The 14,831-nt window shown below is 67.7% G+C and carries 15 protein-coding genes and 1 tRNA gene; 10 read left to right on the top strand and 6 right to left on the bottom strand.

Going from position 1 to position 14,831, the window contains the following annotated elements:
- Positions 1-3: 3 nt before the first annotated feature.
- Together ABQE44_RS22655 and ABQE44_RS22650 are read right to left on the bottom strand one after the other, a co-directional pair.
- Positions 4-555 (bottom strand): CAP domain-containing protein, encoded by a 552-nt coding sequence (locus ABQE44_RS22655; protein ID WP_448394994.1) that lies wholly within the window; start codon positions 553-555, stop codon positions 4-6.
- Positions 556-565: 10 nt separating this feature from the next.
- Positions 566-2,056: an amidase gene (locus ABQE44_RS22650; protein WP_448394995.1), complete on the bottom strand. Its 1,491-nt coding sequence runs from the start codon at positions 2,054-2,056 to the stop codon at positions 566-568.
- 63 nt (positions 2,057-2,119) lie between these two features.
- Between ABQE44_RS22650 and recO the strand changes: the two genes are divergently transcribed.
- The 3 genes from recO to ABQE44_RS22635 are packed head-to-tail and all read left to right on the top strand — an operon-like array spanning position 2,120 to position 4,257.
- On the top strand, positions 2,120-2,977 hold the full coding sequence (gene recO, locus ABQE44_RS22645) for a DNA repair protein RecO (RefSeq protein ID WP_448394996.1): 858 nt from the start codon (positions 2,120-2,122) through the stop codon (positions 2,975-2,977).
- Positions 2,910-3,809, top strand: coding sequence for a decaprenyl diphosphate synthase (locus ABQE44_RS22640; protein WP_448394997.1), 900 nt, complete (start codon positions 2,910-2,912; stop codon positions 3,807-3,809). Before recO ends, ABQE44_RS22640 begins: the two co-directional genes overlap by 68 nt.
- A 22-nt stretch (positions 3,810-3,831) precedes the next feature.
- Positions 3,832-4,257, top strand: coding sequence for a hypothetical protein (locus ABQE44_RS22635; RefSeq protein ID WP_448394998.1), 426 nt, complete (start codon positions 3,832-3,834; stop codon positions 4,255-4,257).
- Here the strand turns inward: ABQE44_RS22635 and ABQE44_RS22630 are convergent.
- Together ABQE44_RS22630 and ABQE44_RS22625 are read right to left on the bottom strand one after the other, a co-directional pair.
- The gene (locus tag ABQE44_RS22630; RefSeq protein WP_448394999.1) at positions 4,246-4,641 is read right to left on the bottom strand and encodes a Fur family transcriptional regulator; all 396 of its coding nucleotides are present in this window, start codon (positions 4,639-4,641) and stop codon (positions 4,246-4,248) included. The two genes, ABQE44_RS22635 and ABQE44_RS22630, sit on opposite strands and share 12 nt — an antisense overlap.
- A complete protein-coding gene (locus ABQE44_RS22625) occupies positions 4,638-5,009 on the bottom strand; it encodes an ArsR/SmtB family transcription factor (protein WP_448432011.1) in 372 nt (123 codons plus the stop codon). The genes ABQE44_RS22630 and ABQE44_RS22625 overlap by 4 nt, the downstream gene beginning before the upstream one ends.
- A gap of 70 nt (positions 5,010-5,079) precedes the next feature.
- Between ABQE44_RS22625 and ABQE44_RS22620 the strand changes: the two genes are divergently transcribed.
- The gene (locus ABQE44_RS22620; RefSeq protein WP_448395001.1) at positions 5,080-6,486 is read left to right on the top strand and encodes a glycine--tRNA ligase; all 1,407 of its coding nucleotides are present in this window, start codon (positions 5,080-5,082) and stop codon (positions 6,484-6,486) included.
- A 161-nt stretch (positions 6,487-6,647) separates the two neighbouring features.
- Positions 6,648-7,535, top strand: coding sequence for a type IV toxin-antitoxin system AbiEi family antitoxin (locus ABQE44_RS22615; RefSeq protein WP_448432009.1), 888 nt, complete (start codon positions 6,648-6,650; stop codon positions 7,533-7,535).
- 73 nt (positions 7,536-7,608) lie between these two features.
- On the opposite strand, the gene ABQE44_RS22610 is transcribed toward ABQE44_RS22615, so the two are convergent.
- The gene (locus ABQE44_RS22610; protein ID WP_448395003.1) at positions 7,609-9,591 is read right to left on the bottom strand and encodes a TPM domain-containing protein; all 1,983 of its coding nucleotides are present in this window, start codon (positions 9,589-9,591) and stop codon (positions 7,609-7,611) included.
- 72 nt (positions 9,592-9,663) lie between these two features.
- On the opposite strand from ABQE44_RS22610, the gene ABQE44_RS22605 reads away from it, so the two are divergent.
- The 3 genes from ABQE44_RS22605 (at position 9,664) to ABQE44_RS22595 (ending at position 13,238) form a co-directional block, all read left to right on the top strand.
- On the top strand, positions 9,664-10,926 hold the full coding sequence (locus ABQE44_RS22605; RefSeq protein WP_448395004.1) for a deoxyguanosinetriphosphate triphosphohydrolase: 1,263 nt from the start codon (positions 9,664-9,666) through the stop codon (positions 10,924-10,926).
- A gap of 24 nt (positions 10,927-10,950) precedes the next feature.
- Positions 10,951-12,876 carry a DNA primase gene (gene dnaG, locus ABQE44_RS22600; protein ID WP_448395005.1) on the top strand — a complete coding sequence of 642 codons (1,926 nt, stop codon included), beginning with the start codon at positions 10,951-10,953 and terminating at the stop codon, positions 12,874-12,876.
- A 65-nt stretch (positions 12,877-12,941) separates the two neighbouring features.
- A complete protein-coding gene (locus tag ABQE44_RS22595) occupies positions 12,942-13,238 on the top strand; it encodes a DUF7155 family protein (protein ID WP_448432007.1) in 297 nt (98 codons plus the stop codon).
- Here the strand turns inward: ABQE44_RS22595 and ABQE44_RS22590 are convergent.
- Entirely contained in the window at positions 13,231-13,488 is a 258-nt protein-coding gene (locus ABQE44_RS22590; RefSeq protein ID WP_448395006.1) for a hypothetical protein, read from the bottom strand. The genes ABQE44_RS22595 and ABQE44_RS22590 overlap by 8 nt on opposite strands.
- A gap of 149 nt (positions 13,489-13,637) precedes the next feature.
- Between ABQE44_RS22590 and ABQE44_RS22585 the strand changes: the two genes are divergently transcribed.
- Together ABQE44_RS22585 and ABQE44_RS22580 are read left to right on the top strand one after the other, a co-directional pair.
- Positions 13,638-13,710 (top strand) — tRNA-Asn (locus ABQE44_RS22585).
- A 367-nt stretch (positions 13,711-14,077) separates the two neighbouring features.
- The gene (locus ABQE44_RS22580) at positions 14,078-14,350 is read left to right on the top strand and encodes a hypothetical protein (RefSeq protein ID WP_448432005.1); all 273 of its coding nucleotides are present in this window, start codon (positions 14,078-14,080) and stop codon (positions 14,348-14,350) included.
- The last annotated feature ends 481 nt before the right edge of the window (positions 14,351-14,831 follow it).

Raw genomic sequence — 14,831 nt, 5'->3', positions numbered from 1 at the left:
TCCTCAGCCCGGGGCGCCCGCGCCCGGCTGTCCGAACGGGCGCTGCCCCGGGACGTGCACCGGCGGGGCGCCGTCGCCCTTGCCGTACACCGCGACCACCACGGTGCGGTCGATCAGGTTCTCCGACCAGACGCCGATGTCGACGTTGGAGCAGTCGGACATGATCGCGTGGTAGTCGGGCCGGTGATACCACTGGTTGATCAGCTCGATACCGCTGATGGCCAGCGCCGGGTTGATGGCGACGGTTTCGGCGACCACACCGTTGTAGCCGGCGCGGTGCGCGCGGTCGGCCACCGTCGACCCGTCCGAGCCGATGTCGCCGTTGAGCGCCCGATTGTTCAACACGTCGTTGGTGTGCCACTGGGCGGCCAGCCGCAGCTTCGGGTTGATCTTGATGTCGGTGTCGCAACCGGCCAGGTGCTGCATCGTGTAGACGTTGGCGACCACACCGTCGTTCAGCCGCTTGTTGTCGGCATTGGCCACCGACGTCCCGAACACCAGGCCGCCCGCAACCGCCAGTGCGGAAACCGCGTATGCGTAGCGTCGCGTTTTCATGATCGGCACATTACGCGACCTCGTCGGAGATCGACCCCGCAATGTCGGGTTCGGCTCGTCCGGTCGGCTCGGGATCCGGGGCAGGCCCGACGGTCCACCACGGCTGCGGCTGTTTCATCGCCCACCCATTGATGGCCTCCAACTCCGCGGCCAGCGAGACCAGCAACGGCTCGCTGTTCGCCGGACCCATCAGCTGCACCCCGATCGGCAGCCCGGACGAGGTGAAACCGGCGGGCACGTTGATCGACGGCCACCCCAGCAGGTTCCACGGCCAGGTCACCGGACACGCCTTGATCATCGTGCGGTCTGTAGAAAGTCCTGTCAGCCCGTCGAACGCATCGACCGGCGGTGGCGGTTGCGCGGTTGTCGGCGCCAGCACCACGTCGGCGATGTTGAAGATCCAGCCCATCCGACGCTGGGCAGCGGCCTCGCGCGCGCGGGCCTTACGCAGCACGTTCTCCGAAAGCAGCCGGCCCATCCGCAGGTTGGACTTGGTGCGGGTGTCCAGCGTGACGCCGTAACCGAGGCGCTCAGCCCACTCCAGCAGCCCCGACGTCGACCGGGACAGAAAGTTCCACGACATGCCGAGGCTGTAGCTCGGGTCGGCCTCGATGATGCTGTGCCCCAGTTCGCCCAGTTGGGCGGCGACGGCGTCCATCGCGGCGCGGATCTCCGGGTCCAGGGTGGCGCGGAACACCGTGAACGGAAACTTCGTCGACATCGCGACCCGCAGCGGGCCGGGCGCCTGCGCGACGGAATCCGAGACCCGCACCGAAGGTGGCTGATGAAGATCTCCCGGCGCGTTGCCCGACGCCGCGTCCAGCACGATCGCCGCGTCCGCGACGGTTCGGGCCAGCACTCCGTTGACCGTGATGCCGTTGAACGCCTCGGGCAGCGGCCAGGTGGAGATGCGGCCGCGCTGCGGTTTGATGCCGACCAGATGCGTCCACGCCGCCGGGATCCGCACACTGCCCGCGCCGTCGGAGCCGATGGCCGCGGTCACCAGACCGGCCGCGACGGCCGCGGCGCTGCCGCCCGAGGACCCGCCGGGGGTGTGCGCACGCGACCACGGGTTGCGGGTGTGGCCGAACCCCGGCCCGCTGGTGAACGGCCACTGGCCCAGCTCGCACGTGTTGGTCTTGCCGACGATCACCGCGCCCGCCGCGCGCAGTCGTCGCACCACTTCGGCATCTCTAGTGGCCACCGGCACCGTGCCGTCGGCGCCGAATCGGGTCGGCACCCCGGCCACGTCGACGTCGTCCTTGACCGCGATCGGCACCCCCAACAGCGGAAGTTGTTCGCCCGCCGCGCGTTTACGGTCGGCCGCGGCGGCGTCGGCCAATGCCTGCTCCCGCAAGACCACCCGAAACGCGTTGAGCGTCGGCTGGCTGGCCTCGATCACGTCCAGCGAGCGCCGCGTCAGCTCGACAGACGTCACAGATCCGCTCGCCAGCTGGAAAAGTTGCTGCGTGAGAGTGGGAAAACGGGCAGTGTCGACCATCACGTACCAGGATATCGGCGCTGCGACACAAAGATCTGTCGGATGCAGTGGGAGACTGTAACGATGCGGCTGTATCGGGACCGAGCGGTGGTGCTGCGCCAGCACAAGCTCGGCGAGGCCGACCGGATCGTCACCCTGCTGACCCGCCAGCACGGGCTGGTGCGGGCGGTGGCCAAGGGGGTGCGGCGTACCCGCAGCAAGTTCGGGGCCAGGCTGGAGCCGTTCGCGCACATCGACGTTCAGCTGCATCCGGGCCGCAACCTCGACATCGTCACCCAGGTGCAGGCCATCGACGCGTTCGCCAGCGACATCGTCAGCGACTACGGCCGCTACACCTGCGCGTGCGCCATGCTGGAGACCGCCGAACGGCTGGCCGGAGAGGAACGGGTGCCGATGCCCGCGCTGCACCGGCTGACCGTGGCCGCATTGCGGGCAGTGGCCGACGGGGCCCGGCCCCGGGAACTCGTGCTGGATGCCTACCTGTTGCGGGCCATGGGGATCGCGGGCTGGGCGCCTGCGCTGAGCGAATGCGCCCGCTGCGCCGCCCCCGGGCCGCACCGCGCGTTTCATGTCGCGGCCGGCGGAAGCGTGTGCGTGCACTGCCGCCCGTCGGGGTCGGTGACACCGCCGCAACCCGTACTGGACCTGATGGTCGCCCTGCACGACGGGGATTGGGAGTATGCGCAAGCGACCACGTCGTCGCATCGCAGCCAGGCCAGCGGCCTGGTGGCCGCACACCTGCAGTGGCATCTGGAGCGTCAATTGCGGACGTTGCCGCTGGTCGAGCGGGTCTATCGGGTGGATAGGACCCTGGCCGATCAGCGCGTGTCCCTGTTCGGGCAGGATGTGGCCCATGGCAGTGAAGAGGGCCGGGCAAAGGACGCGCAAGCAGACCTACCCCCAGCTGCCTCCGGCGCCTGAGGACTATCCGAGTTTCCCCGACAAGTCGACGTGGCCGGTCGTTTTCCCCGAGATCCCCGCCGGTACAAACGGCAGGTTCGCTCGTCCGCCCCAGCACACGTCGAAGGCCGCCGCCCCGCAGATACCGGCCGACCAAGTGCCCAACCACGTCGCGGTCGTCATGGACGGCAACGGGCGCTGGGCCACCCAGCGTGGACTGCACCGCACCGAGGGGCACAAGATGGGCGAGGCGGTACTCATCGACATCACCTGCGGAGCAATCGAAATCGGCATCAGACACCTGACCGTTTATGCGTTCTCCACCGAGAACTGGAAACGCAGCACCGAAGAGGTGCGGTTTTTGATGGGCTTCAACCGTGAGGTGGTGCGCCGGCGTCGCGAGAACCTCAACGACATGGGTGTGCGGATGCGCTGGGTCGGCTCGCGGCCCCGCATGTGGCGCAGCGTGATCAAGGAGTTCGACATCGCCGAGCAGATGACCGTCGGCAATGACGTCATCACGATCAACTACTGCGTGAACTACGGCGGGCGCACCGAGATCGTCGAGGCCGCGCGCGCGCTGGCGCAGGAGGCGGTCGACGGCAAGATCAACCCGTCCCGCATCAGCGAGGCGACGTTCGCCAAACACCTGCATCGCGCCGACATTCCCGACGTCGACCTGTTCATCCGAACCTCGGGGGAGCAGCGGGCCAGCAACTTTCTGCTTTGGCAGGCCGCCTACGCCGAGTTCGTCTTTCAGGACAAGCTGTGGCCGGACTACGACCGCCGCGATCTGTGGGCGGCGTGTGAGGAGTATGTGAACCGCAACCGTCGCTTCGGCAGAGCCGAATGATGTACTTGAGCGGCAGGGCCTGATGGCGCTGCAGGAACGGCTCGCCTCGGTGCTCGCAGAGATCCTGCCGGTACAGCAGGAGGACGACGGCGCGGTCACGGTGCACCACGACGAGACGTTCGCGTCGCTGCGCACGGTGACGATCGCCGAGGGGCTCGAGATGGTGGCGCTGACCCAGATGCTGGCGTGGGATCTGCCGTATGACGCCAAGCTGCGCGCCAAGGTGGCCGACCACGCGCACAACACGCTGCTGGGCACCGTGTCGCTGGCCACCAAGAGCGCGCCGGCGCAGATCGCCGCCGGGGCCAAGCGTAACTCCAAGAAAGCCGCAGATGTGTTGCTGCGCTACAACTTTCCCGCCGCAGGTTTGAGCGACGATGCGCTGCGCACGCTGATCCTCATGGTGTTGGCGACGGGCGCGGACGTGCGGCGCGCGCTAGTCGGCTGAGCAGTCCCCGCAGCGCCCAAAGATCTCGATGGTGTGGGTGACGTCGGAGAATCCGTGTTCGCGCGCGACGTCGGCGGCCCAGGTCTCCACGTCGCGGCCCTGGATCTCGACGGTCGCGCCGCAGGCCCGGCACACCAGATGGTGGTGGTGGTCGTCTGAGCACCGCCGGTACACCGCTTCGCCGCTGTCGTTGCGCAACGTGTCGACGATGCCTGCGGCCGCCATCTGCTGCAGCGTGCGGTAGACGGTGGTCAGGCCGATTCCCTCGCCGCGCCGGCGCAGCTCGTCGTGCAGTTCCTGCGCGGAGCGGAACTCGTCGGTCTTCTCGAGCAGCGCGGCGACCGCGGCGCGCTGGCGGGTCGAGCGTACGCCGGTTGCGGTCATATCTTGCCTTCGCCCGCATGGGTGACGGCGGCGACGACGATGTCGGCGAGGTGGTGATCCACCAGGTGGTACATCACTTCCCGCCCGGAGCGTTCACCGGCGACCACACCGGCCGCCTTGAGGATGCGCAGATGCTGGCTGACCAACGGTTGCGGCACGCTCAGCGCGTCGACGAGCTCGTGCACGCAGCGGGCCGACTCGCGCAGCTGGAGCACGATCGCGATCCGCACCGGCGCCGCCAGCGCGCGCAATAAATCGCCGGAAGTGTCGAGCACGTCGCGGGGCGGTAGTTCAGGAAACGGGGCGCCGCTGTGGTCGTGGGTGCCGGCGGTGTCGGCGTCGTCGGCCAAAGTGGAAACGATTTCCATTATGGTGCCACCATACATGCGCGGTTGCGCATGTCAACGGGGGTCGAACGGGTCGCTAGGCTGTGCAGTCGTGGCTTCATCTTCTTCGATCATCGACACCGTGGCAAACCTGGCCAAGCGTCGCGGCTTGGTCTTTCAGTCCGGCGAGATCTACGGCGGCACCAAGTCGGCGTGGGACTACGGCCCGCTCGGGGTGGAACTCAAGGAGAACATCAAGCGGCAGTGGTGGCGTTCGGTGGTCACCAGCCGCGACGACGTCGTCGGCCTGGACAGCGCGATCATCCTGCCGCGTGATGTGTGGGTGGCCTCCGGTCACGTCGACGTGTTCAACGACCCGCTGGTCGAGTGCCTCAACTGCCACAAGCGCCACCGCCAGGACCACATGCAGGAGGCGTACCTCGAAAAGCACGGGGCCAAGAAGGGCCTTACCGACCCCGACTCGGTGCCGATGGAGGAGATCGCCTGCCCGGATTGTGGCACCAAGGGGCAGTGGACCGAACCGCGCGACTTCAACATGATGCTCAAGACCTATCTGGGTCCGATCGAGTCCGAGGAAGGTCTGCACTACTTGCGACCGGAGACCGCGCAGGGCATCTTCGTCAACTTCGCGAACGTGGTGACGACGGCGCGCAAGAAGCCGCCGTTCGGAATCGCCCAAACCGGCAAGAGCTTTCGCAATGAGATCACACCGGGCAACTTCATCTTCCGCACCCGCGAGTTCGAACAGATGGAGATGGAGTTCTTCGTCGAACCGTCAACGGCACGCGAGTGGCACCAGTACTGGATCGACGAACGCCTGCAGTGGTACGTCGACCTCGGTATCGACCGCGACAACTTGCGGCTCTACGAACATCCCCAGGAGAAGTTGTCGCACTACTCCGAACGCACGGTCGACATCGAGTACAAGTTCGGGTTCACGGGTAGCCCGTGGGGCGAGCTGGAGGGAGTGGCCAACCGTACCGACTTCGACTTGTCCACGCACACCAAGCATTCCGGCGTCGACCTGTCGTACTACGACCAGTCCGGCGATACGCGTTACGTGCCCTACGTCATCGAACCGGCAGCGGGGCTGACGCGGTCGTTCATGGCGTTTCTGGTCGACGCCTACGCCGAGGACGAGGCCCCCAACGCCAAGGGCGGGGTGGACAAGCGCACGGTGCTGCGGCTGGATCCGCGGCTGGCGCCGGTCAAGGCCGCGGTGCTGCCGCTGTCGCGCAACCCCGACCTGTCGCCGAAGGCGCGCGATCTGGCGGCCGAACTGCGCAAGTACTGGAACGTCGAGTTCGACGACGCCGGCGCGATCGGCAGGCGCTATCGCCGCCAGGACGAGATCGGCACCCCGTTCTGCGTGACCGTCGACTTCGACACGCTCGAGGATCAGGCGGTGACGATCCGCGAACGCGACGCGATGACGCAGGACCGCGTCGCACTCGACACCGTCAGCGACTACCTCGCCGCTCGCCTCAAGGGCTGTTAACTTTGCGGGCGCGAGCGGGCGTGTCAGAGGGCGACACGCCGCGTCAGATGCCGAGTTTGCGCACGCTCGCGACCACACGGTTATCCCCAACTGGGCATTCGTCCCCAACCGCACCGAAAAGGTCGCGGTGCTCGCGCGCGTCCCGCCGAGGATTAGTGGCCATGGCAGACGAAATCGAGACGCTCATCCAAGCGCAAGGTGGCGTCGCCACCACCGCTCAACTACTGGCTGCAATGAGCCGGAGTCAGCTCGATACCAAGATCCGCACCGGGCAGCTGATGAAGGTCTGGCCGGGCGTCTACAGCCGTGAGGCGCCGGACAACATGACGCGGCTGAACGGGTTGGATCTACGTGCCGGTGAGCCGGTCGCGGTCTGCCTAGGAACCGCCGCGGCGGCATACGGATTCGACACCGAAGACGTCAGTGATCTTCATGTTCTCAATCCCGAAGGTCATCAACTGCGAAACTCCGACGGGCTGTTCATCCATCGCCGCGAAGGTGCGCCGTTAGGCGAGGTCGACGGCCGGGCAGCGACGGTACCCGCGTGGACCGCCGTTGAGGTGGCGCGGGGCCTGCGTCGTCCGCGCGCACTCGCCACACTAGATGCGGCCCTGCGCAGCGGCCTGTGCGACGCGCGTCAGTTGCGCGCTGCGGCGGCACGACAAGCCGGCAGGCGCGGCATCGTCGCGGTGCGCGAGCTGATACCGCTGGCACGGCCCGAAGCCGAGTCTCCGATGGAGAGTGAGGCCCGGCTCGTCATGATCGACGGTGGAATGCCGCCCACTGCCCTGCAATACGAGATCGTCGACCGCGACTTCCGGACCTGGCGAGTCGACTTCGCCTGGCCGGAACACAGACTCGCAGTCGAGTACGACGGCTTCGACTGGCACAGTGACCTGGACAGCCTTCGGCGGGATCGCCAGAAGCGAGCCGCGCTGAACGAGATCCGCTGGAGTGTCCTGTCGGTGGTATCCGACGACGTCAGATTCAGACCGGCGGCCATGTTGCGCCGCATCGAGGCCGAGTTGGAGCGGTCGTGGGCGGCGTGAGCGTGCGCAAACTTGCTGCTTTCGGCGGCGTGTCGGCCTCTGACACGCACGCTCGCGCCCAAAAGGGGGCAACCTAGAAGCGGCCGCCGCCGCCGGAGAAGCCGCCTCCGGAGCCGCCGAACGACCCCGGGCTGAACCCGCCCCCGCCGAAGCCCCCGCCGAAGCCGCCGCGCATCGCACCGCCCAGCATGTTGCCGATGAGGATGCCGCCGATGACCGCGCCCATATTCCCGCCGCCACCGCCGCCGCCGTACGGGCCCATGTAGCTGCGCCGCGCCGCTTCGACATCGGCGTTGGCCAGCGCCTGCGCCTGGGCGGCCAGCATCGCCGCGCCGTTGGCGTGCGCGACGGCCTCCGCCGGCTCCGTCGACCGCTTGGCTTCGGCGGCGCCGATCTGCCGCACCGCCTCGGCCAGCCGTGTGCGGGCCTCTGGGCCGATGGTGCCGCGCCGGGTGTCGATGAAGTCCGACACCGAGCGCACCCGGGACCGGGCGGTGAACAACGCTTCCTCAAGCGTGCGGTTCAGCCGGTCGGCGGCTTCGCGTTCCTTCTCGACGGCGGCCAACAGCCGGTCCAGATCGGCGTCGGCCTTGGTCAGCTCGGTGAACGTGCCCAGCGGATCCACTGATCCTTTGCGCTGCGCGGCTGCGACGGCGGCGGCTGCCGCGTCGCGCGCGGCTGTCAGCTCAGGCGCCTGGGGCACCGACCCCTGCGACAACAGGTTCCCGGCCTGCGTGATACCGGCCTTGATGTCCTCGATCGCGGCGGGCAAGCCAGCCGCGGCGCGGCGAATATCGCTGGCCGCGCTGTCGACCGCGTCCAGCAGCGAATTGGCCTGCCCCAAAGCGGATTCACCGGCCCGCACACTCTCGACGAGCTCGGTCTGACGTCCGGCCACGGGCCGCTCGGCCAACTCGCGCGCCCGGGTGATGTTCTCGTCGGCGAACGCCAGCAGCTCCTTGGCCGCGTCGACGTTGTCGGCCACCGACGTCAGCGCGTCGGCGTCGAACTCGTTGTGCAGTTCGGCCAGCTTTTGGCGCGACGGTTCGATGCGCGTGGTGATGTCGACGACCTGCTGGGTCATCTTGTTGAGCCGGGCGGGCGCGTTGATCACCAGGTCCCGCAGCCGCGCGAACTCCGCACTGCGTGCGTCGAGTTCACGGTCGGCCTTGGCGGCGGCCACCACCACCCGCGTCAACAGGTCGCGGCGCTGCGCCGGCGTCTCGGGGATCGCGTCGTCGAGTTGCTGGCGTACGTTGAAGGCTTGCGTCAGAGTGGCTTTGGCGTTGCGCACCGCGTCCGCGAACTTCGCGGTCTGCTCTTCGCCGAACTCTTCGACGGCTAGCTCTAGTTCGTGCTCGCTGGTGAGAAGCGCGTTGTCGACCTCGACGACCATCGACCGCGATAGGTCGTCGAGCGCGTCCACCGACACCTTCGCCAACGCATTGGGATCCGTTGGGTCGACGCGACGGGCCGCGGCGAACTCGGCCTCGCGGCGCTTGCTCCGTCGACGCCGGCTCCACAGCCACAACCCCAGCACGGCGACACCGATCACCGCCAGCACCACCAACACCGATGTCCAGCCGACCCCGCCTTCCGACGTGGTGTTCAGACCGGTGGCCGCCGCGATCGCCGCACCCGCCCAGTCGCCGCGGCGCAGCGCCGGTTCGATGTCGTCGCGCTGCAGCGCCCCCGCGTCGGACTGGTCCAGCACGCTCGACGGCACCTGGAAGGCGTAGGCGCGTTCGTTGGTGGCCACCGCCAACAGCGCGTCGCGGTCACCGAAGTCGCTGAGCTGCATGGTGGTTCGCGCCCAGCGCACTGGGCTCTGTCCGAAACTGTCGACGTAGACCACCCACAGCCGTACCCGCTTGTCGGTGTAGAGCTGCTCAACGGCGCTTTGGACCTGGGCGCGCTGGTCGGGCGACAGCACGCCCGCGCTGTCGGTGACGTAGCCCGCAACCCGGAACGGCGGTTCGGCGGCCGCGGTCGGGGCCAGCAGCACACTGGCGAAGAGCAGCGCGAACACGAGGCGAAGCAGACGGGCAAGGCGCATGGTCGCCAATGTAATGCGACGCGGGCGGAGACCACGCGCTACCCGCGAACACGGCTGGCAGACTGTGGTCCGGTGGCAGTGAATTCCGATCCGTACAACGAGTTCGACCGCGAGCGACAGGTGGTTGAACCGGCCAAGGCTGCCGGGCTGCCGGGCACCGACACCGAACATCGCACCGACTTCGCCCGCGACCGGGCCCGCGTGCTGCACAGCGCGGCGCTGCGCCGGCTGGCCGACAAGACCCAGGTGGTCGGCCCGCGCGAAGGCGAGACGCCGCGTACCCGGCTGACCCACTCGCTGGAGGTGGCCCAGATCGGCCGCGGCATGGCCATCGGGTTGGGCTGCGACCCGGACCTCGTCGACCTGGCCGGGTTGGCGCACGACATCGGACATCCGCCGTATGGGCACAACGGTGAGCGTGCGCTGGCCGAGGTCGCCGCCGACTACGGCGGGTTCGAGGGCAATGCCCAGAACATCCGGATCCTCACCTGTCTCGAACCGAAAATCCTTGATACACAGGGTCATAGCGCTGGCCTGAACCTGACGCGCGCCGCGTTGGACGCCGTCACCAAGTATCCGTGGCGCCGCGATGAGCAACACCGCAAGTTCGGTTTCTACGATGACGACGCAGCCACCGCCGACTGGATCCGTTCGGGCGCCCCGGCGCGGCGGCCGAGCCTGGAGGCTCAGGTCATGGACTGGGCCGACGACGTCGCCTACTCGGTGCACGACGTCGAGGACGGCGTCATCTCCGGGCGCATCGACATGCGGGTGCTGGCCGACGACGACGCAGCCGCCGTACTGGGCAAGCTCGGCGAATCCAGCGGGATGGGCGCGGGCCTGCGTGCCGACCACTTGCAGGCCGCGGCGGCGCGGCTGTCGAGCCTGCCGGTGGTGGCCGCCGTCGGCAAGTACGACGGCAGCCTGGGCGCGTCCGTCGCATTGAAACGGTTGACCAGTGAGCTGGTGGGGCGCTTCGCGTCGGCGGCCATCACGGCGACCCGGGAGGTCGCCGGACGCGGGCCGCTGGTGCGCTACGCCGCCGATCTGGCCGTGCCCGACCTGGTGCGCGCCGAGGTTGCCGTGCTCAAGATCTTGGCGCTGCAATTCATCATGTCCGACCCGCGGCACCTGGAGCTGCAGGCACAGCAGCGCGAACGCATCCACCGCGTGGCGCGTTGGCTGCTCGCGGGCGCGCCCGCGACGCTGGACCCGATCTTTGTGCCTGCGTTCAACGCGGCCGCAGCTGACGGCGCGCGGATCCGGGTGATCGTCGACCAGATCGCGTCGTACACCGAGGGCCGGCTGGCGCGAATGGAACCGGAGGAAGCGTAGTCAGGCTGGGCCTAGACTGTCCGCGTGGCAGGCCGCATTTCCGATCGAGACATCGCGGCCATTCGTGAACGCATCCGCATCGAGGACGTGGTCGGCGACTACGTGCAGCTGCGCCGGGCCGGCGCCGATTCGATGAAGGGGCTGTGCCCGTTCCACGACGAGAAGACGCCGTCGTTTCACGTTCGGCCGAACCACGGCCACTTCCACTGCTTCGGTTGTGGGGAGGGCGGTGACGTCTACGCCTTCGTCCAGAAGATCGAGCACGTCAGCTTCGTGGAGTCGGTCGAACTGCTCGCCGACCGGGTCGGCTACACGATCACCTACACCGGCGCGGCCGCGACGAACGTGCAGCGTGACCGCGGCAGCCGCAGCCGGCTGCTGGCCGCCAACGCCGCCGCTCAGGAGTTCTACGCCGATGCGCTGCAATCCGAGGAGGCCGGGCCGGCACGCCAGTATCTGCTCGACCGCAGCTTCGACGCCGAAGCCGCCGCCAGGTTCGGCTGCGGTTTCGCGCCGTCGGGCTGGGACACCCTGACGAAGCACCTGCTGCGCAAGGGGTTTGAGTTCAAGGAGCTCGAGGCGGCCGGGCTGTCGCGGGAGGGCCGCCGCGGCCCGATGGACCGGTTCCACCGCAGGCTGCTGTGGCCGATCCGGGCCAGCGGCGGTGAGGTGATCGGCTTCGGCGCCCGCCGGATCTTCGACGACGACCCGATGGAAGCCAAGTACATCAACACCCCCGAGACGGTGTTGTACAAGAAGTCCTCGGTGTTGTTCGGTCTGGATCTGGCCAAACGCGATATCGCCAAGGCGCACCGGGCCGTCGTCGTCGAGGGCTACACCGACGTGATGGCCATGCACCTGGCCAACGAGACCACCGCAGTGGCGTCCTGCGGCACCGCTTTCGGCGAGGGTCACCTGGCGCTGCTGCGCCGGTTGATGATGGACGACAACTGGTACCGCGGCGAGCTGATCTTCGTCTTCGACGGCGACGAGGCCGGCCAGGCGGCGGCACTGAAGGCGTTCGACGGCGACCAGCAGGTGGCCGGAAAGTCCTTCGTGGCAATCGCTTCCGACGGAATGGACCCGTGCGATCTGCGGCTGAAGTCTGGCGACAAGGCGCTGCGCGACCTGGTGGCACGGCGCATCCCGATGTTCGAGTTCGCGATCCGCAATCTGATCCCCGACGGCGACGTCCTCGACAACGACCCGCAGGCGCAGGTCGATGCGCTGCGCCAGTGCGTGCCGCTGGTGGCTCGGATCCGTGACTACGCGCTGCGCGACGAGTATGCGCGACGGCTGGCGGGATGGACGGGGTGGAGCGACGAGGGTCAGGTGCTGTCGCGGGTGCGTGAGGAGGCGCAGAAGCGCGGGATGCCGGACCGCCGTCGGCGTCGCGGAGCGGTGACCGAGGCCCCGCCGCGACGGGCGCCCAGCCAGCCGGTGACGGCAGCGCGGCCCGACCCGGCCGACCCGACGCTGTGGCCGCAGCGGGAGGCCCTCAAGGCGGCGCTGCAGTACCCCGCGCTGGCCGGTCCGGTGTTCGACTCGCTGACCGTGGAGAGTTTCACCCATCCCGGGTATGCGGCGGTGCGCGCGGCGATCGAGGCTGCAGGCGGTGCGTCGGCGGGTCTGTCGGGCGGGCAGTGGATCGAGGCGGTCCGCGAGAAGACCGCGGCCCCGGCCGCGGCCGGGCTGGTCAACGAACTCGGTGTGGAGGCCATCAACGTCGACGACGACGAACGGTTGCCGCGCTACATCGGTGGCGTGTTGGCCCGGTTGCAGGAAGTATGGGTGGGACGGCAGATCGCTGAGGTCAAGTCGAAACTGCAGCGCATGTCGCCGGTGGAACAGGGCGACGAGTACCACGCGTTGTTCGGCGACCTGGTCGCGATGGAGGCGTATCGCCGCAGCCTGCTGGAACAGGCCAGCGGCGACGACATGACTGCGTGAAGCCCGGTAACGCGATAGGGTTGGCACGCTATAAACCGTCGGGGGACGGTCAGAAAGGCAAGCTCGTGACATCGACCAACAACCGGGCGCGGCGGCTCGTCGCTGCGGGCGCCTTCGCGGTGGCCGCGGTCGCGGCGCCGTTCGCGGCAGCTGTGGTTGCTACGGGCGCCGACGTTCAGGTCGCGCAGGGCAACTGCCTGGCCTGGTTCGGCAACAAAGAAGACGGCAAGTGCCTCGGCCACTCCAACGGCAACGGCGTCAACGTCGGCACGCCGTACATCGGTCTCTACGGTCCCGACGGCGCGGGCTTCAGCACCGGCCCGCTGCTTCCGGGCACCACCATCTCCGAGGGCATCAACTAGGGCGCTGGCTACGCTGCGAGTTCTCCGGCCCGATCACCGCGGTCTCGGAGTCGATCTCGGTCAGGGTGACCAGCGCCGGATCCGGTGAGACCCGGTCGGCGATCTTGCGGCGGCCTGCATCGATGACGGCCTTGGCGGCCGGGCTCTCGGTGACTGCCTTGTAGGTTCCGGCGATCTGTTCATACCGCCGTCGGCCCGCCTTCGTGCCCAATACGTAGCCGACAGCCAATACGACGAGATACCGGATCACAGGGCCCCTCCCAGTCGACGGTTCATATGTGTCCATCCTGCCTCACGTGGCGGGGTGCGTGCGGGGTGGCGGCTCATTGGCGAGCGGTGCGGCACGTAAGCTAGAGTCACCGTCGATCCGTGGGGCAGATGATGTTCGCGGGCGAGCGATCCCCTGTAGCTCAATTGGCAGAGCATTCGGCTGTTAACCGAAGGGTTGCTGGTTCGAGTCCAGCCGGGGGAGCAAGTACTTCGCAGTTCAGAGCAATACTTAGCTCATCAGAGCAAGTCTTGCGCCTTCTCTGTGCCATCCGGGTTAACCGAGAATCATTGCACCTTCGCTCGTCCCCTGGTTACACGGTGGTGATCCCGGGGGTGGCCACCTTTGGGTGGGGAATGGCCCCCACCCGCTACTTCGAGAACCGCGACGAGGATTACCCCGAATACTTCGAGGCGTGCCGTGCTGACGACATTACCGATCTTCGGAGGGCAGGCGCGCGAGACGCGGAAAGTTGCACTCCCTAGACGAGGAGTCTCGACACGCGGCACGCCCGTGATCGCTGTTCTGGTGCAGACCTCCATCGGTGAGTCCTCGGCGGTAGCGTCCTCACATGACTGCCCCGGTCGAACGGCGCAGGCTACCCGGCAAGCCGATCCCGCGCGAAAAGCTCGCACGCGACTATGAGGACTGGCGCCGGCGCAGCTTGAGTAAGGGGCCGCAGACGACTGCACTATTTGAGATCCTTGCACCAAAACCGGAGGAGACGTACCTGTGGCGGATCCAACTGGACTGCGGATGCGTCAGGGACGCGGCGACCCGAGACGATGTCGAGCGTCTGTTGAAGCTGCGCGGGGAATACCGCTGGGTTGGTGAGGCCGACTGAGCGGGGCATCCCCGAGTACGAACGATAGAGGTTCGATGAAATCAAGGAGTCTGCTTTTGCCCAGATGGACGGGGATGAGCGTTCCGTCAAACCGGAGCGGGGCAGCATCCACGGCGTGGCGAACCTCCCAGCAGGCCAATTCCTCTGCTGCGACCCGGAGTGCAAGCGGTACAAGCCATTTGGCGCCCCGGGACGAGACGTCGTGGAATGGGTTCGGCGTCGAGACAGACTCTATGTCAGAGAACCAGATGACTACGGCGACTTCACATGGCCGATGGTTCGGGAAGACGTCGCCGTCTGGGATGTCCTGCTCGACTGCGGGCATTTCGACAGTCAGCTGGCCGATCCCGGCTGAAAGCCCTGAGGACGGACCGATTTTCGAGGCGGTCCCACGCGGTTGTCCGTAGAGGAAGCTGTTGAACAGATCGCCAAGGGGGACGAGCATGAGGAGTGCTGGCGGCGCATGTACGCCGAGAATCAC

The sequence above is a fragment of the Mycolicibacterium sp. XJ2546 genome (assembly GCF_053483195.1).
Note: the sequence above shows the minus strand (reverse complement) of the source record. Positions and strands in the feature narration are given on the sequence as shown.